This is a genomic window from Anaerosalibacter sp. Marseille-P3206 (assembly GCF_900155565.1).
Classification (GTDB): Bacteria; Bacillota; Clostridia; order Tissierellales; family Sporanaerobacteraceae; genus FUHM01.
Map to the genome: position 1 here is coordinate 710,845 of NZ_FUHM01000002.1, position 18,036 is coordinate 728,880.

At 30.7% G+C, this 18,036-nt stretch carries 15 protein-coding genes and 1 tRNA gene; all 16 read right to left on the bottom strand.

The genetic code is table 11. From position 1 onward, the window contains the following. Positions 1 to 72: 72 nt before the first annotated feature. The 16 genes from clpX to BQ9840_RS04820 all read right to left on the bottom strand — a co-directional run bounded on the left by clpX (position 73) and on the right by BQ9840_RS04820 (position 17,978). Positions 73 to 1,353 (bottom strand): ATP-dependent Clp protease ATP-binding subunit ClpX, encoded by a 1,281-nt coding sequence (gene clpX / locus BQ9840_RS04745; RefSeq protein WP_077368578.1) that lies wholly within the window; start codon positions 1,351 to 1,353, stop codon positions 73 to 75. A gap of 19 nt (positions 1,354 to 1,372) precedes the next feature. After that, positions 1,373 to 1,957, bottom strand: coding sequence for an ATP-dependent Clp endopeptidase proteolytic subunit ClpP (clpP, locus tag BQ9840_RS04750; protein ID WP_077368580.1), 585 nt, complete (start codon positions 1,955 to 1,957; stop codon positions 1,373 to 1,375). Between the two features lie 21 nt (positions 1,958 to 1,978). Further along, positions 1,979 to 3,268 (bottom strand): trigger factor, encoded by a 1,290-nt coding sequence (gene tig, locus BQ9840_RS04755; RefSeq protein WP_077368582.1) that lies wholly within the window; start codon positions 3,266 to 3,268, stop codon positions 1,979 to 1,981. Between the two features lie 158 nt (positions 3,269 to 3,426). Beyond that, positions 3,427 to 3,510: transfer RNA gene (locus BQ9840_RS04760), tRNA-Leu, on the bottom strand. A 160-nt stretch (positions 3,511 to 3,670) separates the two neighbouring features. Beyond that, positions 3,671 to 5,356, bottom strand: a complete 1,686-nt coding sequence (locus BQ9840_RS04765) for a peptide-binding protein (protein WP_159436078.1) — start codon at positions 5,354 to 5,356, stop codon at positions 3,671 to 3,673. A 308-nt stretch (positions 5,357 to 5,664) separates the two neighbouring features. Continuing rightward, positions 5,665 to 5,889, bottom strand: a complete 225-nt coding sequence (locus BQ9840_RS04770) for a hypothetical protein (RefSeq protein ID WP_143254313.1) — start codon at positions 5,887 to 5,889, stop codon at positions 5,665 to 5,667. After that, the gene (locus tag BQ9840_RS04775; protein WP_077368588.1) at positions 5,864 to 6,835 is read right to left on the bottom strand and encodes an ABC transporter ATP-binding protein; all 972 of its coding nucleotides are present in this window, start codon (positions 6,833 to 6,835) and stop codon (positions 5,864 to 5,866) included. Before BQ9840_RS04775 ends, BQ9840_RS04770 begins: the two co-directional genes overlap by 26 nt. Beyond that, complete coding sequence (locus BQ9840_RS04780; RefSeq protein WP_077368590.1) at positions 6,835 to 7,812, bottom strand: ABC transporter ATP-binding protein; 978 nt, start codon at positions 7,810 to 7,812, stop codon at positions 6,835 to 6,837. Before BQ9840_RS04780 ends, BQ9840_RS04775 begins: the two co-directional genes overlap by 1 nt. A 15-nt stretch (positions 7,813 to 7,827) precedes the next feature. After that, complete coding sequence (gene opp4C / locus BQ9840_RS04785) at positions 7,828 to 8,745, bottom strand: oligopeptide ABC transporter permease (protein WP_234978618.1); 918 nt, start codon at positions 8,743 to 8,745, stop codon at positions 7,828 to 7,830. 15 nt (positions 8,746 to 8,760) lie between these two features. Continuing rightward, positions 8,761 to 9,723 (bottom strand): ABC transporter permease, encoded by a 963-nt coding sequence (locus BQ9840_RS04790; RefSeq protein ID WP_077368592.1) that lies wholly within the window; start codon positions 9,721 to 9,723, stop codon positions 8,761 to 8,763. A 97-nt stretch (positions 9,724 to 9,820) separates the two neighbouring features. After that, complete coding sequence (locus BQ9840_RS04795; RefSeq protein ID WP_159436079.1) at positions 9,821 to 11,527, bottom strand: ABC transporter substrate-binding protein; 1,707 nt, start codon at positions 11,525 to 11,527, stop codon at positions 9,821 to 9,823. Between the two features lie 747 nt (positions 11,528 to 12,274). Continuing rightward, complete coding sequence (mnmA, locus tag BQ9840_RS04800; RefSeq protein ID WP_077368596.1) at positions 12,275 to 13,321, bottom strand: tRNA 2-thiouridine(34) synthase MnmA; 1,047 nt, start codon at positions 13,319 to 13,321, stop codon at positions 12,275 to 12,277. Positions 13,322 to 13,339: 18 nt separating this feature from the next. Further along, entirely contained in the window at positions 13,340 to 14,191 is an 852-nt protein-coding gene (locus BQ9840_RS04805; protein ID WP_077368598.1) for an HDOD domain-containing protein, read from the bottom strand. A gap of 122 nt (positions 14,192 to 14,313) precedes the next feature. Beyond that, positions 14,314 to 15,735 (bottom strand): spore germination protein, encoded by a 1,422-nt coding sequence (locus BQ9840_RS04810; RefSeq protein ID WP_077368601.1) that lies wholly within the window; start codon positions 15,733 to 15,735, stop codon positions 14,314 to 14,316. Between the two features lie 13 nt (positions 15,736 to 15,748). Next, positions 15,749 to 16,903, bottom strand: coding sequence for a Ger(x)C family spore germination protein (locus BQ9840_RS04815; RefSeq protein ID WP_077368603.1), 1,155 nt, complete (start codon positions 16,901 to 16,903; stop codon positions 15,749 to 15,751). After that, positions 16,890 to 17,978 carry a GerAB/ArcD/ProY family transporter gene (locus BQ9840_RS04820; protein ID WP_077368605.1) on the bottom strand — a complete coding sequence of 363 codons (1,089 nt, stop codon included), beginning with the start codon at positions 17,976 to 17,978 and terminating at the stop codon, positions 16,890 to 16,892. Before BQ9840_RS04820 ends, BQ9840_RS04815 begins: the two co-directional genes overlap by 14 nt. Positions 17,979 to 18,036 lie beyond the last annotated feature (58 nt).

The window sequence follows — 18,036 nt, forward strand, 5'->3', positions numbered from 1 at the left end:
AATCTGCCCTAATTTATCTTAACTATATTAATATAAGTATTAACAAAAAAGACTCACTATAATGTGAGCCTTTTATGATGCTGTTTCTCTTTTACCTGATTTCTTAGCCCTACTTTTTTTCTTAGCATCTGAAACTAGTAAAGTAGGTTCAGCTGAATTTAAAATAGTATCTTTAGTTATAATGCATTTTTCAACATCTTCTCTTGATGGTATTTCATACATTATATCTAACATATTTTCTTCTATTATACCTCTGAGTCCTCTAGCACCAGTTTTTCTCTCTATAGCTTTTTGTGCAATCAATTCCAATGATTCATCTTCAAACTCTAGCTCTACTCCATCTATAGCAAACAATTCTTTGTACTGTTTTGCTAGTGAGTTTTTAGGTTCTGTTAATATTCTTACAAGAGCTTCTTGGTCTAATTCTTCTAATGTAACTATAATAGGTAATCTTCCAATAAACTCTGGTATTAATCCATATTTGAGTAAATCTTCTGGTTGTATATTTTTCAAAAGGTCTCCTATATTTAATTTCTCTTTACTTTGAATGTCCGCACCAAATCCAATTGAAGACTTGCCAATTCTATTTTGAATTATCTTTCCAAGCCCATCAAAAGCTCCACCAACAATAAACAATATATTAGTTGTATCTACTTGAATAAACTCCTGATGAGGATGTTTTCTTCCACCTTGTGGCGGAACATTTGCAACAGTACCTTCTAGTATTTTAAGTAGTGCTTGTTGCACTCCTTCACCACTAACATCTCTAGTAATAGATGGATTTTCCGTCTTTCTTGCTATTTTATCTATTTCATCTATATAAACTATCCCTTTTTCTGCTCTCTCTATATCATAATCTGCCGCTTGAATAAGCTTCAATATAATGTTTTCAACATCTTCTCCAACATATCCTGCTTCAGTTAATGATGTAGCATCTGCAATTGCAAATGGAACGTTTAATATCTTTGCTAATGTTTGAGCTAATAGTGTTTTTCCTGAACCTGTAGGTCCAATCATTACTATATTGCTCTTTTGTAATTCAACATCACTTTTTTTAGAACTTTTTCTGTTTATTCTCTTGTAATGATTATAAACAGCCACAGCTAATGCTCTTTTTGCTCTTTCCTGTTTTATAACATAATCATCAAGGGTTTCCTTGATTTTTGCAGGCTTTGGTAACTCTTCAACTTCATATTCAAAACTATCTTCAAATTCTTCATCTATTATATCTTGACAAAGTTCTATACATTCATCACAAATATACACATTTGGTCCAGCAATAAGCCTTCTCACTTGATCTTGAGGTTTCCCGCAAAAAGAACATCTTAACTGCTTTTCATCAAATCTTGCCATTATGACACCTCACTTAAAGTTATTTTCTGAATTCTATTACCTCATCTATTATACCATACTTTTTAGCTTCATCAGCAGACATAAAGAAATCCCTATCAGTATCTTTGGATATTCTTTCTAGAGGTTGGCCTGTTCTTTCGCTTAATATCCTGTTGATTTGTTCTCTAGTCTTTACAATTCTTTCTGCATGGATTCTAATATCTTCTGCTTGGCCTTGTGTACCACCTAATGGTTGATGTATCATTATTTCAGCATTTGGAAGAGCAAATCTTTTCCCTTTTGTACCTGCTGCAAGTAAAAATGCCCCCATACTAGCTGCCATTCCCATACATATTGTTGATACATCAGGTTTAATATATTGAATTGTGTCATATATTGCAAATCCTGCAGTTACAGACCCACCTGGACTATTTATATATATTTGTATATCTTTATCTGGATCTTCAGCTTCTAAAAATAGTAGCTGAGCTACAACTAAGTTTGCAGTAACTTCATTTACTTCTTCTCCTAAAAATATAATCCTCTCTTTTAAGAGCCTAGAATAAATATCATAGGATCTTTCTCCTCTATTAGTTTGTTCAACTACTACTGGAACTAAAGCCATATATACCCCTCCCAATTATATTTACATAAACCTTGCATTTTCCATTAATGCTTCAATGGTCTTATCTCTAATTATACCCGACTTTAAGTATTCTAAATCTCCTAGTTTCATATCCTCTTTGAATTTTTCTACATCTTCGTGATTATATTCTTTAGCCATTCTTTCCAATTCTTTTTCTAAATCTTCATCTGAAGCTTCAATATTTTCGACTTTTGCTATTTCTTCTAATACAAGTTCTGTTCTAACTCTTGTTTCAGCAGATGGTCTTATTTGTTCTTTCAAATCTTCAATTGATGAATTAGTCAATTCAAAATATCTATCAATTGAAAGTCCTTGTAATCTCAATCTGTAATCAAATTGTCCTATTTCATTTTTAACCTGATTTTCGATTAATACTTCTGGTATATCTACTTGACATGCTTCTACTACTTTTTCTATTACCTTGCTTTCTCTTTCAATTTCTTCTTTGTTTTTAGCTTCCTTTTCTAGTCTTTCTTTTATACTTGCTTTTAATTCTTCTAATGTATCAAATTCGCTTACATCTTTTGCAAATTCATCATCAAGTTCTGGAAGCTCTTTTTCTTTGATATCATTGATTGTAACTTTGAAATTAGCTTTTTTGCCTTTTAAACTGTCTTCAAAGTAATCTTCTGGGAAAGTAACTTCTACATCTACTTCTTCACCTTTTTTCTTGCCAATTAATTGTTCTTCAAAACCAGGAATAAATCTTCCAGATCCAATTTCAAGTTGTTGGTTTTCTGCTGTGCCACCTTCAAATTGCTCTCCATCTATGTAGCCTGCAAAATCAACATTTAATATATCTTTTTCCTTTGCTTCTCTATCAGAAGCATCTACTAATCTTGAATTCATTTCTTGAAGGTTTTTAACTTCATTTTCTACATCCGCATCTGTAACATTATACTCCACTTTTTCAACTTCTATGTTTTTATATTCTCCTAAAGTAACTTCTGGTTTAATAGTAACTTCAATTTTAAAAATAACTGGTTTTCCCTTTTCTAGTTGCTCAATATCAACTTCTGGTGAATCTACTGGTTCAAGTTCTAATTCGTCAATAGCCTTTTCATATTCTTCAGGTAATATAATATTTAACGCTTCTTCATAAAATATACCTTCACCATAATTCATTTCAATAATTTTTTTTGGTGCCTTACCTTTTCTAAAACCTGGTATACTGAATCTACCTCTCAATTTCATATATGCCTTTTGTACTGCTTTTTCAAATTTATCTTCACTCACTTCAATAGTAAAGGTTGCACGATTATTCTCTTTCTTTTCTAAAACAGAATTCATATCTATTTTCCTCCTTAATCACTTTTTTTATTTTCCAGTTAAGTTAAACTATTATACCATAAAATTATATCATAAAATATATGTATATCAAAGTAATCTATTTGTTTTCTATTATTCTATAATATGAAAAAAACCAATGGAATAACCACTGGTTTAGTTGGTGCGGGAAAGAGGACTTGAACCCCCACGTCAAAGACACTAGATCCTAAGTCTAGCGCGTCTGCCAATTCCGCCATTCCCGCATAGCTTCTAAAAAACTTACCTTTTTATTATAACACAACCAATTTGCTTGTCAATATTTTTTTGAAAAAAATTTAAATAATAGAAAATAAGCCTTGTTAATAAAATAAAAACCCGGAAAACCGGGTTTTTATTTTATTAATATTTTTATTACAATAAAAATTATTGTGCTATTTCAACATTTAGTATTACATTACGATTTGTAAAGCTTACATATGGTGATGTGTTCCAGTTACTAACACGTTCATTAACTGCTTCCCATTCTAAGTTTTGAGTTAAGAACATATATGGTAGTTCTTCGTTCATCAATTTAGCCCATTCATGATAAATTTCAGCACGTTTTGTTTGATCAAATTCTTTTCTTCCAGCTTCCATTAGCTTATCATTTTCTTCATTTCTAAATCCAACTGAGTTATTTCCTGAAGGAATATCTTGTGAAGAATGGAATAATTCTAATGCGTCTGGATCAATACTTAATGACCAAGCCATATTGTACATATCAAATTCACGTTTATCATAAACTTTTTCAACTAATGAGTTGTATTCCATTAAGTTTGGTTCTACCTTAACACCAATCTTTTCCCAATCAGCTTTTAACATTGGAATCATAGTTTCAACAAATTTACTATCAGTATAAGTATCCCATACAAAGTCTAATTTATTGCCGTCTTTTTCTCTGATTCCATCTGCTCCTGGCATCCAGCCTGCTTCTTCAAGAAGTGCTATAGCTTTATCTGGATCATATGCATAGTCGTTTATATCATCTGTATATGCCCATGATACTTGTGAAATAGGTACATTACATACTTTTGCATATCCTTGATAGTATACATCAACAAATTGTTGTCTATTAAATCCATACATTAATGCTTGACGAACTCTCTTGTCAGCAAGTCTTTCATCTCTTAAGTTCCATCCCATGTATCCATAACCATTTTGAGGATATTCAACTATATTTACATATCCAGTACCTTCAATAATTTCTTTGTTTTCTCCCTTAGGTGGAACTTGGATTTGAACGTCAATTGTTCCTTTTTCAATTTCTGACATAGATGTTTCACCAGTAGTAAATTTGAAAATAATTTTATCAACTTTTGCAGCTCCCATGAAGTAATCTGGGTTAGCTTTAAATTCTATATATTGTTTTGGTTCAAATTTTTCAAGTACAAATGGACCTGATCCCATTGGAGTTTGCATTTGTTCTTTTATAGCTTCTACATTTCCTTTTTTGTATTCTGGAAAAGCATGTTTTGGCATTATTGCAAAACTACAGTCCCAAATATGTGTTGTAAGTGCTTCAGTAAATGTAAATGAAATAGTGTGGTCGTCAATTACTTTGATACCTTCAATACTTTCAGCATTACCATCTCTGTACTCATTAAGTCCAACAATTTGACTTACTTGATCTGTATATCTTCCATCATAAGTTGGGTCACATAGAACCATGTAAGTAAATTCAATGTCTTTTGCTGTTAATGGTTCTCCATCACTAAACTTAACATCATCTCTTAAGTGGAAAGTATAAGTCTTATGATCTTCTGATAATTCCCATTCTTTTGCTACATGAGGAACTGGATTTCCCTCTTCATCATTGCTTAGTAGTCCATCATAAATCAAATCTACAACATATCCATCATATGATGTACTATAGTATACAGGTATAAAATCACCTTTTACTTCACTCATACCAATTATAAGAGTTTCTGCTCCATCTCTAGTTTTAGCTGGATTAGAACTTGAACTACCTGTATTTCCTTCAGATGTTGAATCGTTATTACTTCCACAGCCTGCTAACACTAGTGACAATACTAGTACAAGTGAAAGTATTAATGCTAACTTTCTTTTCATTTTAATTACTCCCCCTTTTTCTATTTTTATACTTTTGTGAAAATTTGCAACCTGTTGCATTATACCATCTAATTTCCGTTGATGTCAATGGAAATTGGATGGTATAATCCATTGTTTACGTTTTTTTAACATAGATATTTCTACAGTATCACTCATACATATATACTTCGTTTTTGTTTTAAAGTACAATTTTATTAATTTATTTTAATAATGTAATAAAAAAATTTAATTTTACTAAATATTTGTTCAAGGGATTAAATGGAACTAAAAAAATAAAAAAAGTTGCAAATAAATTGCAACTTTTTTTATCATCTCATAAATACTTTCGTATAAAACAATACAAATAGAGCCATGATTCCTACACCAATAAACATGATTGGAAGTAGTATTTGGAAAGCCGCAATAATCATGGCCAAAATATCTGTATTAGTGAACTCGAAAGGTTCTTCCTCATGTTTTTTATCTACAGATCTTTTTACTTCCTTTTCTCTTTCTTTTATAGATTTTCTATTTGGCAAAGTGACACGCCACAAAATGGTCTCCTCCTAAATTTCTAAATTCAGGTGTTTGCTCCTTACAAATATCCTTTGCATACATACAACGTGTGTGGAACTTACAACCAGATGGTGGATTTGCAGGACTAGGTATATCACCTTTAAGGATGATTCTATTCCTCTTCTTATCTGGATTTGGTTCAGGTATTGCTGTTAATAACGCTTGAGTATATGGATGTTTTGGATTATCAAATAGAGTATTCTTATCAGCTAACTCTACTAGTGTACCCAAATACATAACTCCTATTCTATGGCTTATATATTTTACTACTCCCAAGTCATGGGATATAAACAAATAAGATAATCCACGTTCATGTTGTAAATCTGTCAATAAGTTAATAACTTGAGATTGAATTGAAACGTCAAGAGCTGATACTGGCTCATCTGCAACTATAAATGATGGGTTAAGAGCTAATGCTCTTGCAACACCAATACGTTGACGTTGTCCACCAGAAAACTCATGAGGATATCTGTTCATGTGGTATTTTGCAAGACCACAACGTTCAACAACCTCAGTCACATATTCATCTAATTCTTTACCTTTTTTATATATTCCATGCTCAATAAGAGATTCCCCTACAATAGCAGAAACATTCATTCTAGGATTTAATGAACTATATGGGTCTTGGAATATTATCTGCATTTCTCTTCTAAGTTCTTTCATTTCTTCTTTAGTAGTGTTTAGTACATCTTTTCCCTTATAATGTACTGAACCTTCTGTTGCTTCTAAAAGATTTAGAATAGTTCTTCCAGTAGTAGATTTTCCACAGCCTGACTCACCTACTAGTCCTAATGTTTCACCTTTTTTAATAAACATAGAAACACCATCAACAGCTTTTACGTCACCTACTTTTTTTCTAAAAGCACCACTGTATATAGGAAAATATTTTTTTAGATTTTCAACTTCAAGTATTACTTCACTCATTATTTAGCCACCTCCCCTGCTCTAAAGCAGCTGACTTTATGCCCTGGCGATATTTCTCTCAATTCGGGTTGTGATTTTCTACATTCATCAGTAGCATATTTACATCTTGGATGGAAATAACATCCTTTTGGTAAATATAATGGGTTTGGAACAGAACCTTCAATACTTTCTAGTCTATCTCCTTCTTTAACAAGAGAAGGTATAGAGTTCATTAGTCCAATTGTATAAGGATGGCTAGGATTTGCGAACAACTCTTTAACTGGAGCATCCTCAACAATTTTACCAGAATACATAACTACAACGTGATCTGACATCTCTGCGACTACCCCTAAATCATGAGTAATAAGCATGATTGAAGTATTAAGTCTTTCTTTTAGAGAGTTCATAAGATCAAGAATTTGTGCTTGAATAGTTACGTCTAGAGCTGTAGTAGGCTCATCTGCAATGAGTAACTTTGGTTGACAGGCCAAAGCCATAGCTATCATAACTCTTTGTCTCATACCTCCAGATAGTTGATGAGGATACTCATCTACAATCTTGTCGGGTCTAGGTATTCCAACTACTTTTATCATTTCAATTGCTTTTTTCTTAGCTTCACTTTCACTTAAGTTTTGATGTAACATCAATACTTCCATGATTTGAAATCCTACTGTAAACACAGGATTCAATGAAGTCATAGGTTCTTGGAATATCATAGATATATCATTTCCACGAATATGTCTTATATCTTCAATAGAAAGTTTAGTTAAGTCTCTACCATCAAACATGATTTCTCCACTAACGATTTTTCCTGGAGGATCAGGTATTAAACGTAGTATAGACATAGCTGTTATGCTCTTACCACAACCAGATTCTCCTACTATTCCTATAGTCTTTCCTGCTTCTACTTCAAAGTTTACGCCGTCAACGGCTTTAACTACTCCATCATCAGTGTAAAAATAGGTCCTTAAATCTTTTACTTGTAACAGCTTTTCCATATCTCTATCCTCCTATCATTTAGACTTAGGGTCAATTGCATCTCTTAATCCATCACCAAATAAGTTTATACTCATAACTGCTAGGAAAATCATAACTCCCGGTGGCAACCATAACCAAACACGGTTCTTCAAAACGTAAATATCTCTAGCGTTTTGAACTAAGTTACCCCAAGTAGGAATAGGTGGTGTTACCCCAAGACCAAGGAAGGAGAGTCCTGTTTCACTCATTATAGCCCCAGCCATACCTAATGTTGCACTAACTATAATATATCCTAATGTATTTGGTATTAAATGTTTCCAAATGATTCTACTATCTCTAATACCTAATGCTTTTGCAGCTTGTATAAATTCTTGTTCTCTAAGGGATAGAATTTGTCCTCTAACCATTCTTGCAAGTCCACCCCAACTTAGTAGACCTATTATAAACATCATGATATACATTCTCTGTTCAGGCGCAACATCCGTACCTATAACCGCCGAAATCGTAATTGCTAAAGGTAGGAATGGGAATGCCATAAATATTTCAACTACTCTCATAAGTAGATTATCTACCCATCCTCCATAGTATCCAGCAATTCCACCTACAAGTGCACCTATAATTATCTCTATAATTACAGCAAAGAGCCCAACCTTCATAGAAACTCTTCCACCGTATAATATTCTAGTTAAATAGTCTCTACCAACTTCATCAGTACCCAATAAATGTGCTTTTGAAGGTGGTTTATTTATTATACTAAAGTCCATTTCATAAGGATCATAAGGTGTTAAAACTGGAGCTAGTAACGCAGATAAAACCATAATTATAAAAATTACTAGTCCTACTTTTGCTACTTTGTTCTTCTTAAATTTTCTTACCATTAGCTTCCAAGGGGTTAATATTTCTTGTTCTTCTTCTTTTCTTTCAATTTCAACAGCTGCTTTTTTATCAGTCACTTGTTCTCCTCCTTCCTACTCTACTTTAATCCTTGGATCAACTAGAGCATATCCAATATCAGCTAATAAGTTTCCAAGTAATGTTAACATTGCAAAGAACATATTTAATGCCATTATCATATTATAATCTCTTGCACTAATAGCGTCCATCATAACATTCCCTATTCCAGGCCATACGAAAGTAGTCTCAAGAATAACTGCTCCAGAGAAAAGTCCTGGAATCCAGAATCCTATTACGGTCATTATTGGTATAAGAGCATTTCTAAATGCGTGTTTATATATTACAACCTTTTCTGAAAGACCTTTTGATCTTGCAGTACGAATATAATCTTGGTTAATTACTTCAAGCATACTAGTTCTAGTATATCTAACTAAACTAGCCATACTTCCTATAATTAATACAAGAGCTGGTAAAAACATATGATTTAATACATCTCCAACATGAGCTAATCCTGTTGCATTTTTACCTGGTGTAACCATCCCATTAATAGGGAACCAATTCAATTTTACTGAAAAAACATATATCAACAATAATCCAAAGAAAAAGGATGGCATTGATATACCTATAATAGAAAATACTGTCCAGAAATTATCTGTCTTTGAATATTGTTTAACGGCACATACTATACCGATAGGAATTGAAATTAAAAATGCTAATACAAAATCAAGAGCATTTAAAAGAAAACTATTCCATATAAATTGTGGTACTACATCCTTTACAGGTCTTTTATAAATATATGATTCACCAAAATCACCTTTTAGTGATCTGCTTATCCAATTAAAATACTGTACAGGAAGTGGCTTGTCCAATCCAAGTCTTGCACGTTCAGCAGCTTTTTGTTCTGCTGTTGATTTTGGATTAAGGTTTGCTCCTACAGGATCTCCAGGTGCTAATTTTACAATTGAAAATATTACTATAGATATAATTATTACTACTGGTATTAAGTGTAGTAATCTTCTTACTATATACTTTAGCATGATTTCCCTCCTTTAGTGTTGTAAAGTTTGCTATTACATAATGCAAACCCGGCTTTTACCGGGTTTACATTATATAAATTTATTAATACCCTAGAAATTATTGTTCTATTTCTACACCAATTATTACACTTGGATTTGAAAAGTCAATATATGGTGATGTGTTCCAATTCTTAACACGTTCATTAACTGCATCCCAGTGTAAGTTTTGAGTTAAGAACATATATGGTAGTTCTTCGTTCATTAACTTAGCCCATTCATGATAAATTTCAGCACGTTTGTTTTGGTCAAATTCTTTTCTTCCAGCTTCCATTAGCTTATCATTTTCTTCATTTCTAAATCCTATTGAGTTGTTTCCTGAAGGAATATCTTGTGAAGTATGGAATAATTCTAATGCGTCTGGATCAATACTTAATGACCAAGCCATATTGTACATATCAAATTCACGTTTATCATAAACTTTTTCAACTAATGAGTTGAATTCCATTAAGTTTGGTTCTACCTTAACACCTATCTTTTCCCAGTCAGCTTTTAGCATTGGAATCATAGTTTCAACATACTTACTATCTGTGTAAGTATCCCATACAAAATCTAACTTCATGCCATCTTTTTCTCTAATTCCATCTGCTCCTGGCATCCAGCCTGCTTCTTCAAGAAGTGCTATAGCTTTATCTGGATCATATGCATAGTCGTTTATATCATCTGTATATGCCCATGATACTTGTGAAATAGGTACATTACATATTGTTGCATATCCTTGATAGTATACTTCAACAAATTGTTGTCTGTTAAATCCATAAGTTAATGCTTGACGTACTCTCTTATCAGCAAGTCTTGGATCTCTTAAGTTCCATCCCATATATCCATAACCATTGTCAGGATATTCAACTATATTTACAAATCCAGTACCATCTATAATTTCTTTGTTTTCTGATTTTGGTGGAACTGCAAGTTGAACGTCTATTGATCCTTTTTCAACTTCTGACATTTGAGTTTCAGCTGTAGTAAACTTAAAAATCATTTTGTCAACTTTTGGTGCTCCTAAGAAATAATCTGGGTTAGCTTTAAACTCTACAAATTGTTTTGCTTCAAATTTTTCAAGTATAAAAGGTCCTGAGCCTACTGGTGTTTGCATTTGTGCCTTTATAGCTTCAATGTTCCCTCTTTTGTAATCTGGGAAAGCATGTTTAGGCATTATCGCAAAACTACAGTCCCAAATATGTGTTGCTAGTGCTTCGCTAAATGTAAAAGAAATAGTGTAGTCATCAATTACTTTGATTCCTTCAATGTTGTCAGCTTTACCCTCACTATACTCTTCACGTCCTATGATTTGACTAACTTGATCAGTATATCTTCCATCATAAGTTGGGTCACATAGAACCATGTAAGTAAATTCAATGTCTTTTGCTGTTAGTGGTTCTCCATCACTAAACTTAACATCGTCTCTTAAATGGAAAGTATAAGTCTTTTTGTCTTCTGATAATTCCCATTCTTTTGCTACATGAGGAATTGGATTTCCTTCTTCATCATTGCTAAGAAGTCCATCATATACTACTCCTACAACATATCCATCATATTCTGTACTGTAGTATACAGGTATGAAATCACCTTTTACTTCATGCATACCAACTATAAGAGTATCTGCTCCATCTCTAGTCTTAGCTGGATTAGCAACTGAGTCTTCTACTTTCTCATCTTTAGCTTCGCTATCAGTATCTGCTGGTGCTGGATCCTTTTCACCACATCCTGCTAATACTAATGATAAAACTAGTACTAGAGAAAGTATCAAAGCTAACTTTCTTTTCATTTTAAAACACTCCCCCTTTTTGTTTTTATACTTTTTTGAAACTTGTAAATTTATTGTATTATACCATCCATTGTTCATAAATGTCAATGGACAACTATGGTATGACACATTATTGACAATTATACATTATGAATATTTATTCATAATCCTTTATACATATATTTATTGATTCAAGTATTTATAATTTACATGAAATTAAAAACATTATACATTAATATTACTTATTCTACACATATTAATATAGTCCTCTTTTTAAGTATTATATATTACAATTTAAATAATTAAATAATTCGAATTGTATAGACAATTGCAAACATTTGAAAATCACAGACTCTTTTTAATATGCAAAGATTTAGAATTTAATAACGTATAGTATTTTCTATAATTTCTTTCAAGAATGAATTTTCTGTATATTCTATTAAAGTCCTTTTTAAATTATATTATAAAGTATAGTAAGATAGAAGCTTATATTTAGAAAACATCTACTATTAATATGAATTTTAAAATTAAATATCGATACTTTTAAAACTACTGAATTGTTGTTAATATATAGTTTTATATAGTTATATTATTAATTTGTTTTTTTATATTAATAATACTTACCTTGCATATTTATGTATTACAAAACGATCAAAAGAGAAATTATTAATTTTTTGTAACTCTATATTAAACAAATATTAACCAGTGTTTAATATTAAAGTGAAAAAAACTTTACTTTTCACTTTAATATTAAAAAAAATGATATTATTAAACAATCTTTTTAATAATACCTCCACCTATAACAAGTTCCCCATCATATAAAACTACTGATTGTCCTTTTGTTATAGCTCTCTGTGGCTCTTTGAATTCTACAATTATTCCATTTTCATATTTCCTAACTATTGCCTCTGACTCTCTTGTTCCATATCTGATTTTAGCAGTAACTTTCATTTCATCTGATATTGTTTCAAATGGAATAAGATTAAGTTCTTCAGCATAAAGAACTTTATTAAATATTTTTTCCTCATCCGCCAATACTACTGTATTATTTTCAGGAACAATATCTTTGACAAACACTCTTTTGCCCAATGCAATACCTAGTCCTTTCCTTTGACCTATAGTATAATTGACAATCCCTTTATGCTTACCAAGAACATTTCCTTGTTCATCAACAAAGTATCCTGATTTGACTTTGTCAGGTACTCTTTCTTTAATAAACCTTCCATGGTCATCATCAGGAATAAAACATATTTCTTGACTATCTGGTTTATTATGAACTTTTAAACCTATTTTTTCTGCTATATTTCTTATTTCTTCTTTTGTATAGCTACCTAATGGCATGAGAGTATGTTCTAATTGATATTGAGTCAAATTATACAATACATAAGTTTGATCTTTTTTTGTATCTAAGGATCTTTTTAGAAGATATCTTCCTGTAGCATTATCTTTTTCTATCTTAGCATAGTGACCTGTAGCTATATAATCTGCACCCATTTCATTAGCCTTTTTTAGGAATTCATCAAATTTTATTAATTTATTGCATTTAACACAAGGGTTAGGAGTTCTGCCATTTAAATACTCATCAACAAAATAATCTATTACCTTTCTTTCGAATAATTCTTTGAAATCCAAAATATGAAAAGGAATATCCAATTTATCTGCAACTAGTTTAGCATCATTAACTGATGTGATAGAACAATCAATAACACTCATTGTTACTCCAATAACATCATAACCAGATTCCTTTAGTATATATGCTGCTACAGAACTATCTACTCCACCACTCATTCCTAGAACTACTTTTTTCTTCAACATTTTCACCTACCTTATCACCTATACAATATTAAAACTATCCTCATCTAATATCAAATCGGAAACTTCAGATATTATATATTCAATTTCACTTTCATCTATTTCTAATATCTCTAATGCAAATTGTGAAAATCCATAGGCCATTCCATCAACTCCAAGTCCTACACCCATCATCATAGTTATAGCATCTGCAACATGTACTATAGATACTAGCTTAGGATTCTCTTTTGACTTTTCTGGTGTATGATGATATTCTATGGCTTCAACTAATTCACTAGGAAAATTCCATTTCTCCGCAACCTTTCCACCAATTTGTCCATGATCAAAACCTAAAACTATACTTTCTGCTTCCAAAAAAGATCTACCTTCTGATTCTACCATTTCTACTATCTCGTCGTACTCATTTTTTACATAATGATTTAGTATAGTCTTTCCAATATCTCTTATAAGTCCTGCTATATATGCTTGTTCTGGTTGCTCAAACCCTTTGTACTTTGCAATATATCTTGAAATAATAGCACAAGTCTGAGATTGATTCCAAAGATCGTTTTTCCCTAGAGCATATCCTTCTAACTCACCTAAAAGATATTTACTTACAGTAGAAGCAAGTACTATACTCTCAATAGTCTTAAATCCTAGCAATACTGTTGCTCTAGATACTGTGCTTATTTTTCTAGGATACCCATAATGGGTAGAATTAGCTAGTTTTAGTACTTTACTAGTCAAGCTTTGATCTTTAAGTATTTCCATTTCTAAATCACCAATAGTGGAATCTGGATCTTGGGTAATTTCCATAATCCTATTTATTCTATTTGGCAAAACAGGCATTTCATCTACTTTTCCTACAATAGTATCTAAATTATATTTTTTCATATTCAACTCCCCATTTAATTATATTCAATAAATAAATTATATACTCTTTTGATTATTTATTCTATGAATATAAAGACGCATTTTTTAATTATAATTATTATATCATAATATATTAAGTATAATTACCTTTTAGTCTTATCTTTTGTATTGATATAACTAGGTCTTTCTTTGTTTGTAACTATATCAGCTAGTAAAAAATCTTTGATATCTTTAAAACTAAATGGAGCTAAAGGTGCTGTATATGGTATCCCAACACTATAGGTAGAAACTAGTATAACAACTAAAAAAGTATAGCCCATTATAAACCCAAACAATCCAAATGCCCCTGCACATAATATCATAAAAAACTTAAGTAATCTCGTAATATTAACCAAAGCATAATCAGGAAGTGCAAAAGATGCCATTGAAGAAAGAGACACTATAATTACCATAAGTGGACTTACAAGCCCAGCAGAAACAGCCGCCTGACCTATAACTATAGTTCCCACAATTCCTATAGAAGGACCTATTTGTCTAGGAAGCCTAGTATTTGATTCTCTCAACAATTCTACAACAAACTCCATAATTAATGCTTCTAATAGAGCATTTACTGGTACAGATACACGTGAATTGGCCAAAGATAATATATATTGGGATGGTAGTATATCAGGATGATATGCTACAACAGTTACATATAGTGCTGATAATGTAAGTGTTAATAGTAATGCTATAAACCTTATTATTGATACAAAAGCAGATATATAAGTACTTTCATAGTGATCATCTCCAGAATCTAAAAACTCTAAAAAGGTTCTAGGAGCAATTAATGCAAAATTACTCCCATCTACTATAATAGCTACCTTACCATCTAATAATTTCCCCGCTACTGAATCTGATCTCTCAGAAGTGCCAATTTGGGGAAAAATCTTTTTTCTATCAGATAAATACTTTTGTATATATCCTGACTCTAATATTCCATCAATCTCTATTCTATTAAGTTGATCTTTTATCTGATTTAGATAATTAGTGTTTACTATATCTTCTATATATACTACAGCTACTTTTGTTTTTGTTCGTCTACCAATTGAAATACTTTCTATTCGTAATTCTGGATCTTTTATTCTATATCTAATAAGAGAAAGATTCGTTTCAATACTTTCAGTAAAAGCATCCCTAGGAGCTTTTATACCAGTTTCAACTTCAGGAGATTCAACATTTCTTTTTTCTCTTTTAAGCACATCAACAACCAAGTAATCATCTTCATTAGGAGATAATACTATTGTTTTACCCTCTAAGAGATAATGTTCTATTTTTTCTTCATCACTATCAAATTCAACTTCATCAACAAAAATTACAGATTCAGCTAATTTTTTCATGGTTAATTTACTATTTTCTGTATACTTAAGTATAGGCTTAATTATATTCTCAGAAATACTCTTTCTATCTACAATAAGAGAAATATATAATAGGTATATTTCTTTATCTAAAGATAATAACTTTCTTACATTTACTCCAGTATTCTTGTTATCTAACTCATTCATTTTTTCTAGAAAATTGTTCTTCATAATTCTTCATCTCTCAATCTTTGTATATCTCCAATAAATTCGTATTAATTAGCTTTGTTTTTACTTTTACAGTAAAATTAATATTTGGATACTCTTCTTTCCATGAAATATTCTTATATACTTCAGGATTCTGTGCTCTAAAATATCTTGCAAAATCAAAACAATCTATCTTAAAATCTTCTTGAGATTTTTTGATTATATTTAATACATCTTCTGTTATTCTATTTTCAATAGATTTTTCTAATGGTTCAATATCCTTTTTACTATGTAATTGTTTATGGTACGGATATTGAATTTCTGATTTCAAATCTAAGACAATGTCTATATTAATAGAATTATTTGTAGTAGAAGTTTTTATTTTTCTCTTTTTTAGTGATGTTTTTACTGAAATATCTTGTGTTGGATGTATCGGACATTTATATGCTTTTCTTTGAACAGCATTTTTAGAAATAAGAAAATTAACAGTACTTACCTGGTTAGGTTTTATAATATCAATTAACTTAGAATAATCCGACATCACTGCATATCCTAAAACTGAAATGCTAGAATCTCTAATACCTATATAAGGAATTAAATATCCTACATCTTTAAGCAATATATCTGAATTTGTTTCATAGATAGTTTTATATACAATATTACCCTCTTCACTTAAATGTCTCAATGTATCTTCTATAGCATGACCTATAGATATATCATTCTTAATTTTAGTATTAAACAATTCATTTGTAGGAATATCAGATACAGCAATTAATAGTGCACTTCTGAAGCCAAATAAATTTATTACTCTATTTATATATGAATCTATTCCAGGATCTTTAGCATACTCCTTACTAAAAACTACTGCACGAGTTGCACCAGAAAAATCATTTAGTGGTATTTCATTGTTATAATTTGCTCTCGCTTCTTCAAAATCTTTGCCCTTTGAAACAAACGTAAATGAAGATGTGATAGAAGCTGAACCTATTTGTCCTCCACCTTCTTCTTTTCCTCCTTTACTAGGACCTAATCTTGCAATTTCTCCGGAAAACTCAACTCCCTTACTATTATGAACATTATCTACTCCAACAGATAGAGTTATACTTCTTTTATTTACGTCATTATAATCCCAACAACCTGTTAAAATTAAAGAAATAATTATTATGATAATTAACACCCTATACTTTTTCATTCTTTTTCACCTGCATTGTTATAAATATTATTAACGGTATTACAATTCCACATATAATACCTAATTTTGATGTCATTTTTATTCCACTTTCTACTTCCATTACTGATCTGGGTAATAGAGAAATAATGTATTGAGCTATTGTCACTGTTAACAATATATATTTAGTCTTAATTTTAGGTAATACTTCATTTATTAAATTCGTTGTTCCATACACAAAAACACAAATTGAAGTAAATAAATTCATAGTAGAAAACATTAAGTATAAACCATCTAATCTTCTTAAGGTTTCAAGCTTATAAACATCCAATCCTCTTAAAGTTTGAAAAACAATAGTCTTTTGATTTATTATGTTTTCTATACCTCCAATAGATAACACAGACTCAAAAATGATAATATACAAAATTCCTATGCCTAATATAGTAAGTATTGTATGCTTAAAAATATTAGTATTATTTTTTTTATTCAACGGTATAAAAAAAACAGCCTCAATTCCCAAAAATGGAAATATTAGATTGAATGTAGATTTCAAATATTTCTTTACTTGTGAACTCTCAAAAAAAGGCTGTACGTTTATCAACTTTGCTTTAGTAAGCATTATACCTATAATGAACAAATAACCAATGATTACAATTAAACTATATATTTCCGCAAGTCTTCCAATAGCATGAAGTTTTTTTGAAACTGCAAACATTGCTATAAAATAAAATACAAAAAGTGTCGCCCATATGGGAGTTTTATTTAAAAAAACAAGCCTAAGAACTTCTGAATACATCCTCAAAATTAATGATACAATAAGCATAAAATATAATATATATAATGTAGTTATTATTGTTGATATATACTTTCCATATAAATCTCTAGTATATTCATACAAAATTTTATTTTCATTGTTATACTGTATATATGTTATAACATATGCCATAAACATGAAGAATAATGTATTGATTATTAAAGTTATCCATCCCCCTGTTCCTGCTGATTCCACTATATTTTTAGGTAAATTTACAATTTCATATCCTACTATAACTGCAAATAATAATAATGAAATTTGTCTATTTGTTAAATACTGTTTCATTAATTTCTCTCCAATTCTTAATCATTTCCTAGTTTTATTATTCCTTCATATTAATGTA

What these genes read in the sequence shown, in the direction of transcription:
- clpX (WP_077368578.1), bottom strand. Translation starts at nt 1,353, where the DNA reads ATGGCAAGATTTGATGAAAAGCAGTTAAGATGTTCTTTTTGCGGGAAA.
- clpP (WP_077368580.1), bottom strand. Translation starts at nt 1,957, where the DNA reads ATGGCTTTAGTTCCAGTAGTAGTTGAACAAACTAATAGAGGAGAAAGA.
- tig (WP_077368582.1), bottom strand. Translation starts at nt 3,268, where the DNA reads ATGAATTCTGTTTTAGAAAAGAAAGAGAATAATCGTGCAACCTTTACT.
- BQ9840_RS04765 (WP_159436078.1), bottom strand. Translation starts at nt 5,356, where the DNA reads ATGAAAAGAAAGTTAGCATTAATACTTTCACTTGTACTAGTATTGTCA.
- BQ9840_RS04775 (WP_077368588.1), bottom strand. Translation starts at nt 6,835, where the DNA reads ATGAGTGAAGTAATACTTGAAGTTGAAAATCTAAAAAAATATTTTCCT.
- BQ9840_RS04780 (WP_077368590.1), bottom strand. Translation starts at nt 7,812, where the DNA reads ATGGAAAAGCTGTTACAAGTAAAAGATTTAAGGACCTATTTTTACACT.
- BQ9840_RS04790 (WP_077368592.1), bottom strand. Translation starts at nt 9,723, where the DNA reads ATGCTAAAGTATATAGTAAGAAGATTACTACACTTAATACCAGTAGTA.
- BQ9840_RS04795 (WP_159436079.1), bottom strand. Translation starts at nt 11,527, where the DNA reads ATGAAAAGAAAGTTAGCTTTGATACTTTCTCTAGTACTAGTTTTATCA.
- mnmA (WP_077368596.1), bottom strand. Translation starts at nt 13,321, where the DNA reads ATGTTGAAGAAAAAAGTAGTTCTAGGAATGAGTGGTGGAGTAGATAGT.
- BQ9840_RS04805 (WP_077368598.1), bottom strand. Translation starts at nt 14,191, where the DNA reads ATGAAAAAATATAATTTAGATACTATTGTAGGAAAAGTAGATGAAATG.
- BQ9840_RS04810 (WP_077368601.1), bottom strand. Translation starts at nt 15,735, where the DNA reads ATGAAGAACAATTTTCTAGAAAAAATGAATGAGTTAGATAACAAGAAT.
- BQ9840_RS04815 (WP_077368603.1), bottom strand. Translation starts at nt 16,903, where the DNA reads ATGAAAAAGTATAGGGTGTTAATTATCATAATAATTATTTCTTTAATT.
- BQ9840_RS04820 (WP_077368605.1), bottom strand. Translation starts at nt 17,978, where the DNA reads ATGAAACAGTATTTAACAAATAGACAAATTTCATTATTATTATTTGCA.